This window comes from Cupriavidus sp. Agwp_2 (assembly GCF_040784895.1).
GTDB lineage: Bacteria > Pseudomonadota > Gammaproteobacteria > Burkholderiales > Burkholderiaceae > Cupriavidus.
Window position 1 is genome coordinate 566,763 of sequence record NZ_CP088083.1, and the last position, 15,890, is coordinate 582,652.

Below are 15,890 nucleotides of genomic sequence, written 5' to 3' on the forward strand. Positions count from 1 at the left end.
AGCTATCATGCGCCTTTCCCCAAATCAGGCGCCTCGATGCCGCCGTCCCGGACAACCTTCCCGTCGGCTGCCCTCATCGCAGCAATCGTCTTCCCGCTGCTAGTCTCCCGGCATACGCTCCCACTCGCGACGTTCTACGGCGAATGGACCGCCGCATGCTGCGCGCTCGCCCTGATCGCGTTCCAGGCACTTCGCAAGCCCGCCATACCAGCGGCATACGCGACGATTTCGCTGCCGTGGGTAGCCTTGCTGTTCTGCTGGCTCGCAGCCGTCGGGCTCACTCGCATCGCTCTCGGCCACGCCGACATCACCGGCAGCGCGACTCTCACCGTCCTGACCCTGTTGCTCGGCGCCACCGTGACATGCGCGGCATGGTCGTACCGCCGCAGTCGGGCATCCGGGACGCTCGATGCCGGCGACACCCTGGCCATCGCGTTCCTGATCGCCGGCCTGCTCGGCACCGTCACGCAGTGGGTCCAACTCTTCCATCTCGAACGCAGCACCTTCGGCCTCGTTTCCACCTACTTCTACGACGATAACCGCCGCCTCTGGGGCAACCTGAACCAGCCCAACCACCAGGCCACCGTGCATGGCATCGCACTGGTCGCGTCAGTCTGGCTGGCCTCGCGCGGCAGGCTGCGCTTCCCGATGTGGCTGGCAGCGGTAGCACTGCTGGAGAGCGGCATCGTGCTATCCGGATCGCGCACCGGCGTGCTGCATGTCGGTCTGGCCGCGCTCTACGCACTGGTGGCCGCCTGGCTGCAGCGCGGCATGCCACGCGAGGTGGATCCGATGCGGCGCACGACCGGACTGCTGGTGGCCGCGGCCGCCATGGTTGCAATGCTGCTGGTGCTGCAGCCAGCGATCCGCAGCGCCGGCCAGCTGCTTGACTGGCGCCTGTTCGACACGATCGCGCAACTGGAAGCCGAGGACCAGATGTCGGCCCGTGGCGCGCTCTGGGCGCATGCGATGGCGATGTTCCGCGCGCACCCCTGGATCGGCGTCGGCTGGGGCGAGTTCGGCTGGGCGCAATTCATGCAGCTGCCGCAGGTCGGCGTGAAGGTGGAGATGTCCCTGCACGCCCACAATGCCGTGCTGGACCTGCTGGCCAAGACCGGCATCGCCGGCACGCTCGGGGTCGCGCTGATTCTCGCGGCGTGGCTGTGGCGCGTGGTGCGGGCGCGGCTCTGGCAGGCAGAACATGGAGAGCGCCGCGAAGCGGGGCTGATGCTGACGTGGCTGGCGATGCTGTGCGCGCATTCGATGCTCGAATACCCGTTGCACTACCTGTACTTCTTGCTGCCGTTCTGTTTCCTGCTGGGCTGGCTGGAGCCTGCCGCGGCCGGACCATGGCGCGTCCGGGCCAGCGTGGCGAAGGGCCTCAGCGTGGCGTTCATTGCGCTTGCCGTTGCCATCCTGGCCACCATGTGGCAGGACTACCGCCGCGCCGAGGCACGCGAGTACGCCGCCAGCGAAACCCGCAACACCCTGCCGATGCCGCGCTTCTGGTTCCGCCAGCATGCGCAGGCCGATGCCGCGGGCCTGGCCGTCATCACGCCGCAGAATGCAGCGCAACTTCTGCCCGCGCATATCGCCGCGGTGCACCTGCTGCCGACCCCGACGATGATCGCACGCACGGCATGGCTGCTCGCGCTGACCGGCGATGCCGCGCAGGGCCGCCTGTGGATGGAGCGGCTGCGCTGGTATTACCTGGGCGATGAAGTCACGCAATACGCCGACATCGTGAAGTCATGCCGGGAATTGTCCGCCGACGAACGCCCGCAGGCGTTCTGCGCCTGGGTTACCGACCGCTCGCGCCGGTTCTCCGCGTGGGGACGCAAGTGACCTAGTAGTAGGGCGCGTAGTAGGCCGGCGGCGGCGCGTAGTAGTACCGCGGCGCCGGCGCAGGTGCCGCGGCAACCCGCCCCGATACCGGCACGCGGTTGCCGCTGGCATACATGCACTGCACGTAGGCGGCATCGTATTGCCGCTGCGTGCCATAGCCCGCGTACTGGGCGTTGCCCGCGCCCACCGCCGCGCCCGTCAGCAGGCCAACGCCGGCGCCAACCGCCGCGCCTGATCCGCCATTGAACGCCGCACCGGCCGCCGCACCGAGGGCGGAGCCGACCACGGCGCTGCCGACCGCCGCGTTGTTCGCGGCCTGCGAGGAAGTCACGCCACCAACCTGCCCGAAGGCGAACTGGCGGCAGTTGTAGTCGTCGGCGCGGAACTGGTCGAAGCTCTTGCCGGTGCCCGGCAACGCCATCACGCTCGGGCCCGAAGGCATCACGACGCAGGCGCCGAGGGCCAGGGTGGCCACGGCGAGCGTGGCGCGGGTCAGGACTCGCATGCTGCGCTCCACGCTGTCAGGAGTTTGCCGGCGGCTGAGCCGGCACGCGTTGCCAGCCTCCCGGGCAGGATTGCACGTAGGGGTAGTAGCCTTCAGGCTGGTTGCAGTGGTACCACCAGCCCTGGTCCTGCGGCACGGCCCGTTCGGGACCCGGGGCGGGCACCGGCCCGTTGGGCCCCTGCTCGATGTATTGAGGTGGCTCGACCGGCACGGCGACGGCCGGAGCCGGGTAGTAATACGGCGCCGGGTACGAAGGGTAGTAATACGGGTAGCCGCCGAACACGACGCTGGGGCCAAAATAGATACCCACGCCGACACGCGTCTTGATCATGCCGCCGCGTGTGTCGGCGCCATGCCAGTCGGCATTGTGGATATCGGCCCGCCCGGCAAGGGCGGCGCCGCTCGCGGCCGTGGCCGCCAGTGCCAGTACCAGCTGGCAGAGCTTGCGCCCGTTCATGGTATTCACCTTTCCCCCGCGTGGCCGGAAGGCACGCCGCGGGCAGAGGCAGCCGGCCGCAAAATGCGCCGGCCCGCAATCGTATTGAATACCAAATTGTGAAGCGCGGGCATGCCGCCGGCGCGGCTGGAAATGCGGCGTTACCTTTATTACCGAGGAACGACAGGCCGGTAAGACGCCGTGACCTGACACGACACCTGACGCGACATGCCAGGTCCGTCGTCCCCGCATCCGCCCATGGGCGCCGACCTATTCGGCGAACAGGTCTGGACCAAACACCTCGTAATGAATGCGCGATTCATGGACGCCTAGATTCTTCAGTGCGTCATGCTGCATTCGCATGAATGGAATCGGGCCGCAGATGTAGTAATCGGCGTCAGGCAGCAGAATCGATTTTTCGATTTGCTTTACGTCGACCAGGCCCGCGTGGTCATAGTCGCGCCCTTGCACGTCTTCTGGCAGCGGCTGGTCATAGAAGACGAAGAGTTCAAGGTTCTCATAGGTCTTCGCCGCCTCGCGCAGCTTGTCTCGCATGGCGTGCACTGCACTATTGCGGGCGCCATGCGCGAAGACGACTTTCCGCGGCGGCGCCTGCAGCGCGGTCTTGAGCATGCTGATCATGGGCGTCAGCCCCACGCCGCCGCTGATCAGCACAATGGGCGTGGTGGCGTTGACGTCGATATGGAAACTCCCATATGGCGTGGCAAGCTTGACCTCATCGCCGACATTGACGTGATCGTGCAGCAGGTTGGAAACATAGCCAGGTGGCTGGGTGTCGCCGCTTTCCCGCTTGACTGAAATCCGATAGCTGCGCCCGTTCGGCATATCGGACAGGCTGTATTGGCGGATTTGCTGCAGGCCGAGTGCGGGCACATCGACTGCAATGCTGGTGTATTGACCGGGCTTGAAGTTCGCGACCGGCTTGCCGTCGGCCGGCTCAAGGACGAAGGACGTGATCACGCCGCTTTCGGGGCGCTTCTCGCGGACGACAAAGGTTCGCCACCCGGTCCAGCCGCCGTCCTGCCCGGCCGAACCTTCGTACAGGGCGCTCTCCATGCCCATCAGGACATCGGCCAGGTTGCCATAGGCTTGCGCCCACGCGGAGATGATTTCCTCGGTCGCTGCGCTGCCCAGGACTTCCCTGATGGCCGCCAGCAGGTGCTCGCCGACGATGGGGTATTGCTCCGGCTTGACGCCCAGGCTCGCGTGCTTGTTGGCAATGTTGTTCAGCACGGCCATCAGGCTGCTGGGGTCTTCGATATTCTCCGCATACGCGTAGACCGCCCGCGCCAATGCCTGCTGCTGCTCGCCCCGTTCCTGATGCGCCATGTTGAACACATTTTTCAGTTCGGGATGCGCTTCGAACATGCGCTTGTAGAAGCACTTGATAATGTCGTAGCCGTGTTCCGCCAGTACCGGGGCGGTGGCTTTCACGATGTCCTTCGTCTTCTGGGTAAGCATTGCCTCTTCTCCTTTGGCAAGGTGATGGGAGCCAGGCGGTGACGCTGCGTCCGTGCGGGCGCGATTCGCGATTCTCGTTTTCCGGCTGCCCTGAGCAATGTCTAGTCTAGGTGCGGTGATTGCCGTTTGGCACGTGCCGGCCCACGGGCGGTGCAGCCAGGCCGGTCACTGAGCTGTGGCGGCCACCCAGTCGCCCGACTTGCCGCCATGCTTTTCCAGCAGCTTCACATTGCCGATCACCATGCCGCGGTCCACCGCCTTGCACATGTCGTAGATCGTCAGCAGCGCCACCTGCACGCCGGTCAGCGCTTCCATCTCGACGCCGGTCTGTCCGCGGGTCTCGGTGCGCACGGTGCAGGCGACGGTGGCGCTGGCCTCGTCGAGCGCAAAGTCGACCGCGACCTTGGTCAGCCCGATCGGATGGCATAGCGGGATCAGGTCGGCGGTACGCTTGGTGGCCATGATCGCTGCCACCCGTGCAATGCCGAGCACGTCGCCCTTCCTGGCATTGCCGTCGCGAACCAGCGCGAAGGTGTCGGGCAGCATGGTGATGGTGCCGGTGGCTACGGCCACGCGGTGCGTGCTGGACTTGTCGCCGACGTCGACCATATGGGCCTGGCCGGCGGTATCGAAATGGGTGAGCTGGGTCATGGCTGGGCGTTATGCAGGGCGTTGTGCAGGAGGCCTTTGGCGGGGGCGGGAACCGTCTGATGGGAACGGCCACCGGAGGCCGCTATCATAGCAACATGCCAAAACAACCATCGCTTCGCAGGTCTGCCGCACCCGGCCATTGCGCCGCGGCGGATGCCGCGCCTGCCGGTTCCGCGTCACATCGTGGTGGCGCCGGGTCGCCATGGCGGCGGCCGCTGGCGGCGGTGCTGGCGCTGAGCATTGCATCGCCGGCGTGGCCGCAGGCAACGCCCCGCGCGCCTGCTTCGGCCCCGGCCGCCGCCGCACCGGCCACGCCGGTGGCATCCACGCGGGCGCCGCAGCCGGTGCCGTCGTTGTCCGGCGATGCCAGCGACCAGGTCTACGACAACCTGAACCGCAGCATCAAGGCGGGCCAGAAATCCGAGTTCGGCCTGCGTACCAACAACCCGGTGGTCGAGGGCGGCGGAGTGCAACTGCCGGACCTGGGCGACCCGTCCACGGCAGCGCTGTCGCCCGACATGGAGAAGCGCCTGGGCGACCGCATCATGCGCGACATCCGCCGCGATCCGCTGTACGTGCCGGACCCGCTGCTGTCGGATTACCTGAACGCGCTCGGCTACCGGCTGGTGCAGGCGGCGCGGCGGCAGAGCATCTCGGGCTCGACCGGCGCCGGCACCTTTGCCACCGGCTTCGACCTGTTCGCGGTGCGCGACCGCAGCATCAACGCCTTCGCGCTGCCGGGCGGCTATATCGGCGTGCATACGGGGCTGCTGGTGCAGTCCGATACAGAGTCGGAACTGGCCTCGGTGCTGGGCCATGAAATCGGCCACGTGATGCAGCGCCATATCGCGCGCGGCATCACCTCGCAAGACCGGTCAATGTGGATCGCGCTGGCCTCGATGGTGCTGGCCGGGCTGGCCGCCACGCGCAGCCCCGATGCCGCGGCGGCGCTGGCGATGGGCGGGCAGGGCGCCGCCATTGCCAACCAGCTGTCGTTCTCGCGCGGCGCGGAGCGCGAGGCCGATCGCGTCGGCTTCCAGATCATGACCGCGGCGGGCTTCGACCCGCAGGGCATGCCCGATTTCTTCGCGCGGCTGCAGCGCGTGTCCGGCATCTCGGAAAGCTCGGTGCCGTCCTATGTGCGCACCCACCCGCTGACTTCCGAGCGTCTTGCCGACATGCAGGACCGCGTGAGCCACGCCAACGCGCGCAAGGTGCCCAATACGCCCGAGTACGAGTTCGCCCGGATGCGCGCGCGCGTGATCCAGGAATCGTCGCCGAGCGACCTGCAGGCGTTGCGCAACTCGCTGAACGCGCAGTTGCCGGGTGCCTCGGCGCTGCGGGCGCCGGCGCTGCACTACGGCCTCGCCTTCACCGAGCAGCGGCTGGGCCGCACCGCCGCCGCCGAACAGGAACTGGCCGAGGCGCGGCGCCTGTACGGCACCATCCCCGGTGCCAGCTCGGGCAGCCCCATGCTGGACGTGATGGCGATCCAGCTGGCGCGCACGCAGGGCCGCGTGCCCGAGGCGCTGGCACAGGCCACGGCGTCGATGAAAGCCTTCCCGCTGTCGCATGCGGTGTCGGTCACCTATGCCGAGACCCTGGTCGGCTCGGGCCGCTACGACGAGGCGGTGCGCTTCCTGCGCGAGCGCACGCGCCAGGAAACCAGCCGCAGCGACTGGTGGGAAATGCTGGCACGCGCGTACGCCGGCCAGGGCAAGCGGGTGCAGCAGCACCAGGCGCTGGCCGAGAAATATGCGATGGACGGCGCCTACCAGGCCGCGATCGAACAGCTGCAGATCGCGCGCAAGGCCGGCGACGGCGACTTCTATACGCTGTCCGAGGTGGATGCCCGCCTGCACCAGCTGGAACGCCAGTACCGCGAGGACAAGCAGGACAGCAAGGGCATGCCGAACTGAGGCAAGCCCGGCCGCGCGGCGTCAGGCCGCCGGCTGGCGCACGAAGCCGAAGCGCTTCGGCAGCTCGCTTTCCGCGATGGGCTCGATCGGGAGGTCGCGGCCGTCGTGGTGGAAAAGGCCCAGCTCGGTGCCGCAGGCTTCGCCATGCCAGGTGCTGCTGCTGCTGAAAGTTTCCAGGTCATGGTCATGCAGCAACGCGGCCTGCGTGCCATCGACACCGTCGACCGTCCCCGCCAGTACCACGTTGCCGTGCTCGTCGGCATAGCAGGCCTGCAGCCTGAACGGCTGCCGCGAGGTCGTGCTTAGCGCGCCCTGGTGCAGCCGCACGATCCACGGCGCGTACGCCAGCCCCACGAAAACCTTTTGCGGCCCGTTCTGGAAATACCACGCGCCGCGCTCGTCGCTCAGGTAGTTGCGTTCGATAAAGCCGATCAACGCTTCATTGCGCACCGGCTCGCCGGTCAGGCCGTGCTGCTGGGCGTATTCATTGCGCAGGCGCCACTGCCCGCGCCGGTCCAGCGCGAGCCAGCCATAGGCGTTGGGCACGTTGGGCCAGCGCGCCATGGCTTGCCTGACGATGTCGTCCATCTCCGTCTCCTCCGCCGGCAAGGCGCCACGCACGCCGCCGGCCTTACATCATGCTGTCGAAAAAGCGCAGGATCCGCGCCGGGAGCCATTCGATGTGGCCGCCGAATGCCACGCCTGACTGGCTGTCGGGCAGCCACAGATGGCGCCGCCAGCCTTCCTCCGGGGTCATGAAGCCGACATGGCCGCCGTACTCCGGCTGCTCCAGCCACACCTGCGGGCTAACGTCGGCCGGGCCGGGCAGGTGCCGTTCGGGCAGGAAGGGATCGTTGCGCGCATTGAGCACCAGCGTGGGCACGGCAATCGCGCCCAGCACCGGCTTGCTGGCGGCGCGGCGCCAGTAGTCGTCGGTGTCGGCATAGCCGTGCAGCGGCGCCGTGACCACGTTGTCGAAGGCGTACAGGTCGCGGCTGGCCAGCATCGCCTCGCGGTCGAACAAGCCCGGGAACTGCTGCAGCTTGGCCAGCGACTTGCGCTTGAGCGTCTGCAGGAACATGCGCGTGTAGAGCAGGTTGAAGCCGGCCGACAACGCCGCGCCGCCGGCAGCCAGGTCCAGCGGGGCCGAGATCGCGGCCGCGGCGGACACGTGGCCGGCAGCGGCGCCGTCTTCGCCGAGCAGGCGCAGCAGCGCATTGCCGCCCAGCGAAATGCCGACCACCAGCAGCTTGCGGCCCTGGGCGCAGTGCTGGCGGTGCACGCGTTCCAGCACCCAGCGCAGCTCGGCCGAGTCGCCGGAGTGGTAGAAGCGCGGCGCCAGGTTGAGCTCGCCGGAGCAGCCGCGGAAATGCGGGATCACGCCCTGCCAGCCGCGCGCGCCGAGCGCGTGCATCAGCGCCTGCGCGTAGTGGCTGTTCGAATCGCCCTCCAGCCCATGGAACATCACCACCAGTGGCGTGTCAGGCTGCACCGGGTGGGTGGTCCAGTCGAGGTCGATGAAGTCGCCGTCAGGCGTGTCCCAGCGCTCGCGCCGGTAGGCGACGCGTGGCGGGCGGCGCGTAAAGCGGGCGGGGATGATGGTCTGGGCATGGCCGCCGCGCAGCCACCAGGGAATGGCGATGCCGTCGCCGTAGCCATGGCCATGCCCGTGCGGCGCGGCGGCAGGCGTCAAACGATGCGGCGGGAGATCGGGGCGCTGCGTCATGACAGCTCGGTATTGCAGGGTGCGGTAGTGCGGCAGTGCGGGATTGCAGTCTTGCGGCCCTGCGCCATGGCGGGCGGGCCGTGCCGCCCGCCAGGCTCAGTGCAGCGCCTGGCCGGGTGCTGCAGCCACCGCGGCCACCTGCACGGCGTTGGCCGGGCTGCAGTGGATATGCGCCAGGCGCCAGCCTTCGTGGTTTTGCATCAGCACGTAGGTGGTGTGCACGTACAGGTCGGCTTCGACCCGGTCGCCGCCGAAGCGCAGCGCCTCGGTCACGTCGAAGATCGACACGGCCATCGACGCGTGGCTGCTGGTTTCGATCGCATCGACCAGCACCGGCTGCTCTTCCAGCAGTTGCGAGAACGCCTGGCGCAGCTGTTCGTGGCCGATCATGCGCTGGCCGTCGGGCAGCACGCAGGTGATCGAATCCTCGTCCAGCCACAGGCGCAGCGCGCCTTCGGCATCGCGCTGCTTGAGCGCCTCGCGGAAGGCTTCGACGATGTCTTCGGCAGAATCGAACAGGCGGGCAAAACGAGGCATGGTGGCAGTGTCAGGGTATCAGGGCCGGTGCAGCAGCTTGCGCAGCTCAACGAAGACCATTTCGGGTTCGATCTCTTTCAGGCAGCGCAGGTGGCCCAGCGGGCACTCGCGCTTGAAGCACGGGCTGCACTCCAGCTGCAGCCACATGATACTCGCTGCCTGTGACAGCGGCGGCGTGTGGCGCGGATCGCTCGAGCCATAGACCGCCACCTGCGGCCGGTTCAGCGCCGCGGTCACGTGCATCAGCCCGGAATCGTTGCAGACCGCGGCCTCGGACAGCGCCAGCAGGTCGACGGCGTCGTCCAGCGAGGTCTGCCCGCACAGGTTGCGCACGAACGGCGCGTCCTTGACGATCTCGGCGGCGATCTCGGCGTCCTTGGCCGAGCCCAGCGTGATCATCTGCGCGTACGGGTAGGAGCGGCGCAGCATCTGCGCCAGCCTGGCGAAGTGGCCGGCGGGCCAGCGCTTGGCGGGGCCGAACTCGGCGCCCGGGCAGAACGCGATCACGCGCGTGTGCGGGGCAATGCCGAAGCGCTCGGCGGTCGCCGCCATGCGCGTCGGGTCGACGCGCAGGCGCGGCTCGGGGATGTTCTCGGGCAGGCGCGCGCCGGGCTTGAGCGCGAGGCGGGCATAGTGCTCGACCATCGGCGGGCGGTGGTCGCGCGGCGGGTTGGCATGGCGCACGTTGAGCATGCCGAAGCGCGCTTCGCCACGGTAGCCGATGCGCAGCGGAATGCCGGCCAGCCACGGGATCAGCGCCGACTTGAGCGAATTCGGCAGCACGTAGGCGAGGTCGTAGTCTTCGTTCTTGAGCTGCTGCGCGAACATCAGCCGCGCCGACAGTTGCAGCTTGCCGTGCGCCAGGTCGGACGGGAACACGCGGTTGATCTCGGGCATGCGCGCGAGCACCGGCGCCACCCACTTGGGCGCGAGGGCGTCGATGGCCAGGCGCGGATGGCGCGCCTTGAGCAGCGCGAACAGCGGCTGCGCCATCAGGGCGTCGCCGATCCAGTTGGGGGCGATGACGAGGGCTTTCTTCATGGGCGGGGCGCGGGGAGCCGGTTCGCGGGCGCGATCTTCGGCGCAATCGTCGGCACAATCGCAGAAGCGATCGCCGACAAAATCACCGGGAACAGCAACGCTCCGGGGCGCCAACAGGCGGCCCGGAGCGTCGGGGTCGTGCGAATACCGGCGGCTCGGGTCAGTGGTGGCCCTTCAGCACGGTGCCCGGCTTGAGCTTGTAGACGGTACCGCAGTAAGGGCACTTGGCTTCGCCGGTGTCGGCCACGTCCAGGAACACGCGCGGATGGTAGTTCCAGGCCGGGGTGTTGGCGGTGGGGCAGTGCAGCGGAATGTCTTCGGCGCCGATTTCGATGATGGTGGCGGTTTGCGTCATGGTGTTGCGGGGATTGAGGCTGATTGTTCGTCAAAACAAGGCATGCCCCGCGCGCACGGCGGCGGGTGCGGGGCACGAGGGCTGGCGGCCGGTGCTCAGACCAGCGTCAGCCACTTCTTGTACTTTTCGTTGGTGCCGCCCACGGCGGCAAAGAACGCGTCCTGGATCTGCCTGGTCACCGGGCCGCGGCGGCCTTCGCCGATGATGCGGTCATCCAGTTCGCGGATCGGCGTGACTTCGGCGGCGGTGCCGGTGAAGAAGGCTTCGTCGGCGCAGTACATCTCGTCGCGGGTGATGCGCTTCTCGCGCACTTCGATGCCCAGGTCGCGCGCGATGGTCAGCGTGGCGTCGCGCGTGATGCCGTCCAGGCACGAGGCCAGGTCAGGGGTGTAGATCACGCCGTTGCGCACGATAAAGACGTTCTCGCCCGAGCCTTCGCTGACATAGCCTTCGGTGTCGAGCAGCAGCGCTTCGTCGTAGCCCAGGCCGGTCGCTTCCTGGTTGGCCAGGATCGAGTTGATGTAGTAGCCGCTGGCCTTGGCGCGCACCAGCGACACGTTGACGTGGTGGCGGGTAAAGGACGAAGTCTTCACGCGGATGCCGCGCTCCATGCCTTCCTCGCCCAGGTAGGCGCCCCACGGCCACGCCGCGATCGCCACGTGGATGGTGTTGCCCTTGGCCGACACGCCCAGCTTTTCCGAGCCGATCCACACGATCGGGCGGATGTAGCAGGATTCCAGGTTGTTGGCGCGCACCACTTCGCGCGTGGCGGTTTCCAGCGTGGCCTCGTCGAACGGCATCGCCATCTGGAAGATCTTGGCGGAGTTGAACAGGCGGCGGGTGTGCTCTTTCAGGCGGAAGATGGCGGTGCCTTCGGGCGTCTTGTAGGCGCGCACGCCCTCGAACACGCCCATGCCGTAGTGCAGCGTATGCGTCAGCACGTGGATCTTTGCATCGCGCCATTCGATCAGCTTGCCGTCCATCCAAATCTTGCCGTCGCGATCCGCCATCGACATCTCTATTCTCCCAGCGCCGTGAAAGTAGCAAAAACGACATTGTAAGCCCGGGGGGCATGGGTGCCAACGCAGCCGGCAGGGGGAAGGGGGCAGTGGCGGACTAGAATCCTCATTTCCGTGCGTTTGCCGGCTCGCCGGTTGCATCGCCCGCGCCTGCCCCGACGCCATACCGTTTTCTTCGTGCCTTTGACTACACATTCCGACCCGCATGCCGAACCCGGCCAGCCCGGCTGGGAGCAGGCGCTGGAAGCGCTGCGCGCGCTGGCCAGTGCCGAGCCCGCCGCTGCCATCGAAGGCGGGCGCCGCCTGCTGTGGGCGCTGACGCTGGAACCGGACGGTGCCGTGGCCACCATCGAGCCGCTCGAGCAGGTGCGCGGGGCGCGCGGCTGGGGCAAGCCCAGGCCCATACCGCTGGCGCGCGTGGCCGAGGACGACCGGCTCGAGCCGTGGGACGCACGCATCGCGCGTGCGATCCGGCGCGATGCCTCGCACAACCGGCGCTATGTGCTGGACCGCGCTGCCGCCGCCATGGCGCTGGTCGGCCACCCGGGCGTGGTGCTGGTTCATGCCCCGGCACAGACGCTGGACGTAGTTGAAGACGCGCCCGCGCTGGAGGCCGTGCACAGCGCCGGCCGCTTCGTGCTGCGCCTCTACCCCCCGCTGCGCGAGGCGCCGGCGATGGAGGCCTTGCTGCCCGCCGCCGCGCGCCAGGAAGCCGAGGCGCTGCGCCAGGTCAGCGTGCTGCGCGACGGGCCGCACCGGCTGAAGGTGCTCCGCTTCACCCCGGCGCAGTTCGATGCCGCGCGGCTGATCGGCGACGGGCTGGCGATCCCGGAGGATGGCCAGGCCCAGTTGGACCGCACCCTGCGCGCGCTGGCCGGCCACTTCCAGGTCCATGCCGACCAGGCCGCCGGCACGCGCCCGGTCGAAGCCGACGCGCGGCTGCGCGCGGAGGTCGCGCCCATCGGCGGCGTGGCCGGGCGCGGCATCACGATGCGGCTGGTGGTCACGCCGCTGGGCCAGCTCGGGCCCCGCCTGGCGCCGGGCGCGGGCAGGGAGCGCCTGATGGCCGCGGTGCGCGGCGAGACGCTGGTCACCCAGCGCGATCTCGATGCCGAACTGGCCAGCGTGGCCGAGGTCTTCGCCGCGCTTCCGGTGCTTGTCACGCAGTCGCCGCCGGGCGGCGAGTACACCTGGACGCTGGACGATCCCGAAGATGCGCTGACCGTGCTCGAAGCGCTGCCCGGCCTGCCCGCGGTGCAGGCCGTGGAATGGCCGCGCGGCAAGGAAATCCGCATCGTCCCCGCCGATCTGCCGCAACTTGGCGTGCATATCGAAAGCCGCGGCGCGTGGTACCGGCTGGCCGGTGAGCTGCGCGTGGCCGAGGGGCTGGTGCTGGAGCTGGGCAAGCTGATCGACTGGACCGGCAGCCACGCCGGCCGCTTCGTGCCGATGGGGCAGGGTGTCTTCGTGGCGCTGACCCGCGCGCTGCGCGGCCAGTTGCGCGACCTGGCGTCGGTGGCCGAGCGCATTCCCGACGGCATCCGCGTGCCGCAGATGGCCACGCCGTGGCTGGACGACGTGCTGGCCGGCGTGGGGATCGATCCGGACGCGCATTTCCGCCAGCGCATCGCCCGCCTGCGCGCGGCGCGCGACACGCCAATCACCGTGCCCGCCACGCTTGCGGCGGAACTGCGCCCCTACCAGGAGGCCGGCTACCGCTGGGCGATGACGCTGGCCGCCTCGGGGCTGGGCGCCTGCCTGGCCGACGACATGGGCCTGGGCAAGACCGTGCAGGCGCTGGCGGTGCTGGTGGCGCGCGCGGCCGGCGGCGCCGCGCTGGTGATCGTGCCCACCTCGGTGTGCGGCAACTGGGCCGCCGAGGCACGACGCTTTGCGCCGACCCTGAATGTCCACGTCTATGCAGAGGGCGAGCGCGATACGCTGCTAGAGCAGGCCGGCCCGCATGACCTGGTGATCGTCTCGTACACGCTGCTGCAGCAGGCGCGACAGGACTTCTGCGCGCGCGACTGGCATACCGTGGTCGCCGACGAGGCGCAGGCGTTCAAGAACGCCATTACGCGGCGCGCGCAGGCGATGTTCGATTTGCGCGCGGACTTCCGCATGGCGTTGAGCGGCACGCCGGTGGAAAACCGGCTGGCCGAGCTATGGTCGGTGATGCGCTTCTGCAACCCGGGTTTGCTGGGCTCGCTGGCCCGCTTCAACGAGCATTTCGCCAACCCGATCGAGCGCGGCGGCGTGCGCGAGGCCCGCCAGCGCCTGCGCCGCATGATCGCGCCCTTCGTGCTGCGGCGGACCAAGGCCCAGGTGCTCGACGAACTGCCGCCGCGCACTGAGCTGGTGATCCGGGTCGAGCCCGAGCCGGTGGAGGCCGCGCACTACGAAGCCCTGCGCCGTCAGGCGCAGACCCAGGCCGAAGCCGCGCTGGCGCGCGTGGATGCGGCGCGCAAGGCCACGCATGGCGCGCCGGCCGGGGCAAAGGCGCGCGCGCTTGCCCAGGCGCAGCAGCAATCGCAGGCGCGCATCCATGTGCTGGCGCAGATCATGCGCCTGCGCCGCGCCGCGTGCGACCCGCGCCTGGCAACGCCCGAAATCGGCAGCCAGATGGAGGAGGGCGCCAAGCTGCGCGCCTTCGTGGCACTGGCGAGCGAACTTGCCGCCAGCGGCCACAAGACGCTGGTGTTCAGCCAGTTCGTCGACTTCCTGCAGTTGCTGAGGCGGGGCCTGGAGCGCGCCGGGCTGGCGCTGCAGTACCTGGACGGCGCCACGCCGGCGGCCGAGCGCACGCGCCGCGTGGCCGCTTTCCAGGCGGGCGAGGGCGATGTCTTCCTGATCAGCCTGAAGGCCGGCGGCTTCGGCCTGAACCTGACCGCGGCCGACTACGTGATCATCGCCGACCCCTGGTGGAACCCCGCGGCCGAGGACCAGGCCATGGGCCGCGCGCACCGCATCGGCCAGCAGCGCCCCGTGACGGTGTACCGGCTGATCAACGCCGGCACCATCGAGGAGCGCATTGTCGCCCTGCACCGCGACAAGCGGGCGCTGGCCGACGGGCTGCTGGATGCAGATGACGAAAGCGCCGCCGGGACCGGCGCGCCATTGCCGGATGTCGACGAGCTGGTGGGCCTGCTGCGCCGCTGAACGTCACATCAGGTCGCACACCGGCGCACCATATGCCCCCACGGCATACCTTCAAGCGAACTGGTTCGTTTGGTTTTGGCAGGATCCTTGCTATCTTGTTGCGCTGGCCCGGGGCTCAGACCCCGGCCGCTATTTTGTGCTGACCTTCCTGACGGTGCCCCCATGCCCATTTCGTCCCGCCTGCCGCGCTTGTCCTTCCGTTCCGCTTCCCGCCTGGCCGCTGGCATGGCCGCCCTGTGCGCCGCCGCTGCCGTGAGCGCGCCCGCCCAGGCCCAGGGCGAGTGGCCGACGCAGCCGGTGACCATCCTGATGGGCTTCACCGCCGGTTCCGGTGTCGACATGGTGGGCCGCACGCTGCAGGAATCGCTGCAGAAGTCGCTCAAGACCACGATCATCTATGACTACCGTCCGGGCGCGGGCGGCAACGTCGCCTCTGAAGTGGTGGCGCACGCCAAGCCGGATGGCTACACGCTGCTGCTCGGCACCGCGGCCACGCACGGGATCAACCCGGCGCTGTACAAGAACCTGCCGTTCGACGCCGAAGCCGATTTCACGCCGGTGGCGCCGCTGGTGGAAGTGTCCAACGTGCTGACCGTCAACCCGGCCGTGCTCGACGTGAAGACGGTGAAGGAATTCATCGAGAAGGTGAAGGCCAACCCGGGCAAATACAACTATGCCTCGACCGGCAACGGCACCGGCACGCACCTGGCCTTCGCGGAATTCAATGCCCGCGCCGGCCTCGACATGGTCCATGTGCCGTACAAGGGCGGCCCGGACGCGCTGCAGGCCGTGGTCAAGGGCGAGGTCTGCTGCATTTTCAACCAGGTGCAGAGCGTGCTGCCGCAATACCGTGCCGGCAAGGTGCGGCTGCTGGGCGTGACCACCAGCAAGCGCGTGCCGGTGATCCCGGACGTGCCGACCATTGCCGAGAGTGGGGTGGCGGGCTACAACAGCACCATCTGGTTCGGCTTCTTCGGGCCCAAGGGCCTGGATCCGAAGATCGCGCGCAAGATCAATGACGCGGTCAAGGTGGCGCTGGAAACGCCGTCGATCCGGCAGAAGCTGGTCGAGGCCGGCAATACGCCGCGGATCGAGTCGGTGGAGCAGTTCAAGGCTACCGTCAAGGCGGACCGGCAGAAGTGGGCGGGGGTGGTGAAGACCGTGGGGGCTTCGATCGATTGAGGCTTCGATTGAGGCTGCATCGATTGCGGCCAT

14 protein-coding genes are annotated in these 15,890 nt (G+C 68.6%); 4 read left to right on the top strand and 10 right to left on the bottom strand.

The window, feature by feature from the left end; genetic code table 11:
* Positions 1–36: 36 nt before the first annotated feature.
* Positions 37–1,845 carry a Wzy polymerase domain-containing protein gene (locus LPA45_RS02665; protein WP_116317184.1) on the top strand — a complete coding sequence of 603 codons (1,809 nt, stop codon included), beginning with the start codon at positions 37–39 and terminating at the stop codon, positions 1,843–1,845.
* A gap of 1 nt (position 1,846) precedes the next feature.
* On the opposite strand, the gene LPA45_RS02670 is transcribed toward LPA45_RS02665, so the two are convergent.
* From LPA45_RS02670 to moaC, 4 genes are all read right to left on the bottom strand, one after another.
* On the bottom strand, positions 1,847–2,350 hold the full coding sequence (locus LPA45_RS02670; protein WP_116317185.1) for a hypothetical protein: 504 nt from the start codon (positions 2,348–2,350) through the stop codon (positions 1,847–1,849).
* Positions 2,351–2,366: 16 nt separating this feature from the next.
* Positions 2,367–2,807 (bottom strand): hypothetical protein, encoded by a 441-nt coding sequence (locus tag LPA45_RS02675; protein WP_116317186.1) that lies wholly within the window; start codon positions 2,805–2,807, stop codon positions 2,367–2,369.
* A gap of 249 nt (positions 2,808–3,056) precedes the next feature.
* On the bottom strand, positions 3,057–4,268 hold the full coding sequence (gene hmpA, locus LPA45_RS02680) for an NO-inducible flavohemoprotein (protein ID WP_116317187.1): 1,212 nt from the start codon (positions 4,266–4,268) through the stop codon (positions 3,057–3,059).
* Positions 4,269–4,433: 165 nt separating this feature from the next.
* Positions 4,434–4,919 (bottom strand): cyclic pyranopterin monophosphate synthase MoaC, encoded by a 486-nt coding sequence (gene moaC / locus LPA45_RS02685; RefSeq protein ID WP_116317188.1) that lies wholly within the window; start codon positions 4,917–4,919, stop codon positions 4,434–4,436.
* Between the two features lie 95 nt (positions 4,920–5,014).
* On the opposite strand from moaC, the gene LPA45_RS02690 reads away from it, so the two are divergent.
* Entirely contained in the window at positions 5,015–6,838 is a 1,824-nt protein-coding gene (locus LPA45_RS02690) for a M48 family metalloprotease (RefSeq protein ID WP_116317820.1), read from the top strand.
* Positions 6,839–6,859: 21 nt separating this feature from the next.
* Here the strand turns inward: LPA45_RS02690 and LPA45_RS02695 are convergent, their stop codons facing one another.
* From LPA45_RS02695 to LPA45_RS02720, 6 genes are all read right to left on the bottom strand, one after another.
* The gene (locus LPA45_RS02695; RefSeq protein WP_116317189.1) at positions 6,860–7,426 is read right to left on the bottom strand and encodes a DUF2946 family protein; all 567 of its coding nucleotides are present in this window, start codon (positions 7,424–7,426) and stop codon (positions 6,860–6,862) included.
* A 43-nt stretch (positions 7,427–7,469) separates the two neighbouring features.
* On the bottom strand, positions 7,470–8,564 hold the full coding sequence (locus LPA45_RS02700) for a YheT family hydrolase (RefSeq protein ID WP_367394877.1): 1,095 nt from the start codon (positions 8,562–8,564) through the stop codon (positions 7,470–7,472).
* A gap of 96 nt (positions 8,565–8,660) precedes the next feature.
* Entirely contained in the window at positions 8,661–9,101 is a 441-nt protein-coding gene (locus LPA45_RS02705) for a nuclear transport factor 2 family protein (RefSeq protein ID WP_116317191.1), read from the bottom strand.
* An 18-nt stretch (positions 9,102–9,119) separates the two neighbouring features.
* A complete protein-coding gene (gene waaF, locus LPA45_RS02710) occupies positions 9,120–10,142 on the bottom strand; it encodes a lipopolysaccharide heptosyltransferase II (protein WP_367394878.1) in 1,023 nt (340 codons plus the stop codon).
* Between the two features lie 160 nt (positions 10,143–10,302).
* Positions 10,303–10,497 (bottom strand): zinc-finger domain-containing protein, encoded by a 195-nt coding sequence (locus tag LPA45_RS02715; protein WP_010812205.1) that lies wholly within the window; start codon positions 10,495–10,497, stop codon positions 10,303–10,305.
* A gap of 95 nt (positions 10,498–10,592) precedes the next feature.
* The gene (locus LPA45_RS02720; protein WP_116317193.1) at positions 10,593–11,513 is read right to left on the bottom strand and encodes a branched-chain amino acid transaminase; all 921 of its coding nucleotides are present in this window, start codon (positions 11,511–11,513) and stop codon (positions 10,593–10,595) included.
* Between the two features lie 180 nt (positions 11,514–11,693).
* Between LPA45_RS02720 and LPA45_RS02725 the strand changes: the two genes are divergently transcribed.
* On the top strand, positions 11,694–14,675 hold the full coding sequence (locus LPA45_RS02725; protein ID WP_116317821.1) for a DEAD/DEAH box helicase: 2,982 nt from the start codon (positions 11,694–11,696) through the stop codon (positions 14,673–14,675).
* Positions 14,676–14,837: 162 nt separating this feature from the next.
* Complete coding sequence (locus LPA45_RS02730) at positions 14,838–15,857, top strand: tripartite tricarboxylate transporter substrate binding protein (RefSeq protein ID WP_116317194.1); 1,020 nt, start codon at positions 14,838–14,840, stop codon at positions 15,855–15,857.
* Positions 15,858–15,890: the final 33 nt, after the last annotated feature.

Excerpts from the sequence above, each read along its gene's own strand:
- LPA45_RS02720 (WP_116317193.1), bottom strand. The coding sequence starts at position 11,513 with ATGTCGATGGCGGATCGCGACGGCAAGATTTGGATGGACGGCAAGCTG.
- LPA45_RS02675 (WP_116317186.1), bottom strand. The coding sequence starts at position 2,807 with ATGAACGGGCGCAAGCTCTGCCAGCTGGTACTGGCACTGGCGGCCACG.
- LPA45_RS02665 (WP_116317184.1), top strand. The coding sequence starts at position 37 with ATGCCGCCGTCCCGGACAACCTTCCCGTCGGCTGCCCTCATCGCAGCA.
- LPA45_RS02695 (WP_116317189.1), bottom strand. The coding sequence starts at position 7,426 with ATGGACGACATCGTCAGGCAAGCCATGGCGCGCTGGCCCAACGTGCCC.
- LPA45_RS02670 (WP_116317185.1), bottom strand. The coding sequence starts at position 2,350 with ATGCGAGTCCTGACCCGCGCCACGCTCGCCGTGGCCACCCTGGCCCTC.
- moaC (WP_116317188.1), bottom strand. The coding sequence starts at position 4,919 with ATGACCCAGCTCACCCATTTCGATACCGCCGGCCAGGCCCATATGGTC.
- waaF (WP_367394878.1), bottom strand. The coding sequence starts at position 10,142 with ATGAAGAAAGCCCTCGTCATCGCCCCCAACTGGATCGGCGACGCCCTG.
- LPA45_RS02700 (WP_367394877.1), bottom strand. The coding sequence starts at position 8,564 with ATGACGCAGCGCCCCGATCTCCCGCCGCATCGTTTGACGCCTGCCGCC.
- LPA45_RS02690 (WP_116317820.1), top strand. The coding sequence starts at position 5,015 with ATGCCAAAACAACCATCGCTTCGCAGGTCTGCCGCACCCGGCCATTGC.
- LPA45_RS02705 (WP_116317191.1), bottom strand. The coding sequence starts at position 9,101 with ATGCCTCGTTTTGCCCGCCTGTTCGATTCTGCCGAAGACATCGTCGAA.
- hmpA (WP_116317187.1), bottom strand. The coding sequence starts at position 4,268 with ATGCTTACCCAGAAGACGAAGGACATCGTGAAAGCCACCGCCCCGGTA.
- LPA45_RS02730 (WP_116317194.1), top strand. The coding sequence starts at position 14,838 with ATGCCCATTTCGTCCCGCCTGCCGCGCTTGTCCTTCCGTTCCGCTTCC.
- LPA45_RS02715 (WP_010812205.1), bottom strand. The coding sequence starts at position 10,497 with ATGACGCAAACCGCCACCATCATCGAAATCGGCGCCGAAGACATTCCG.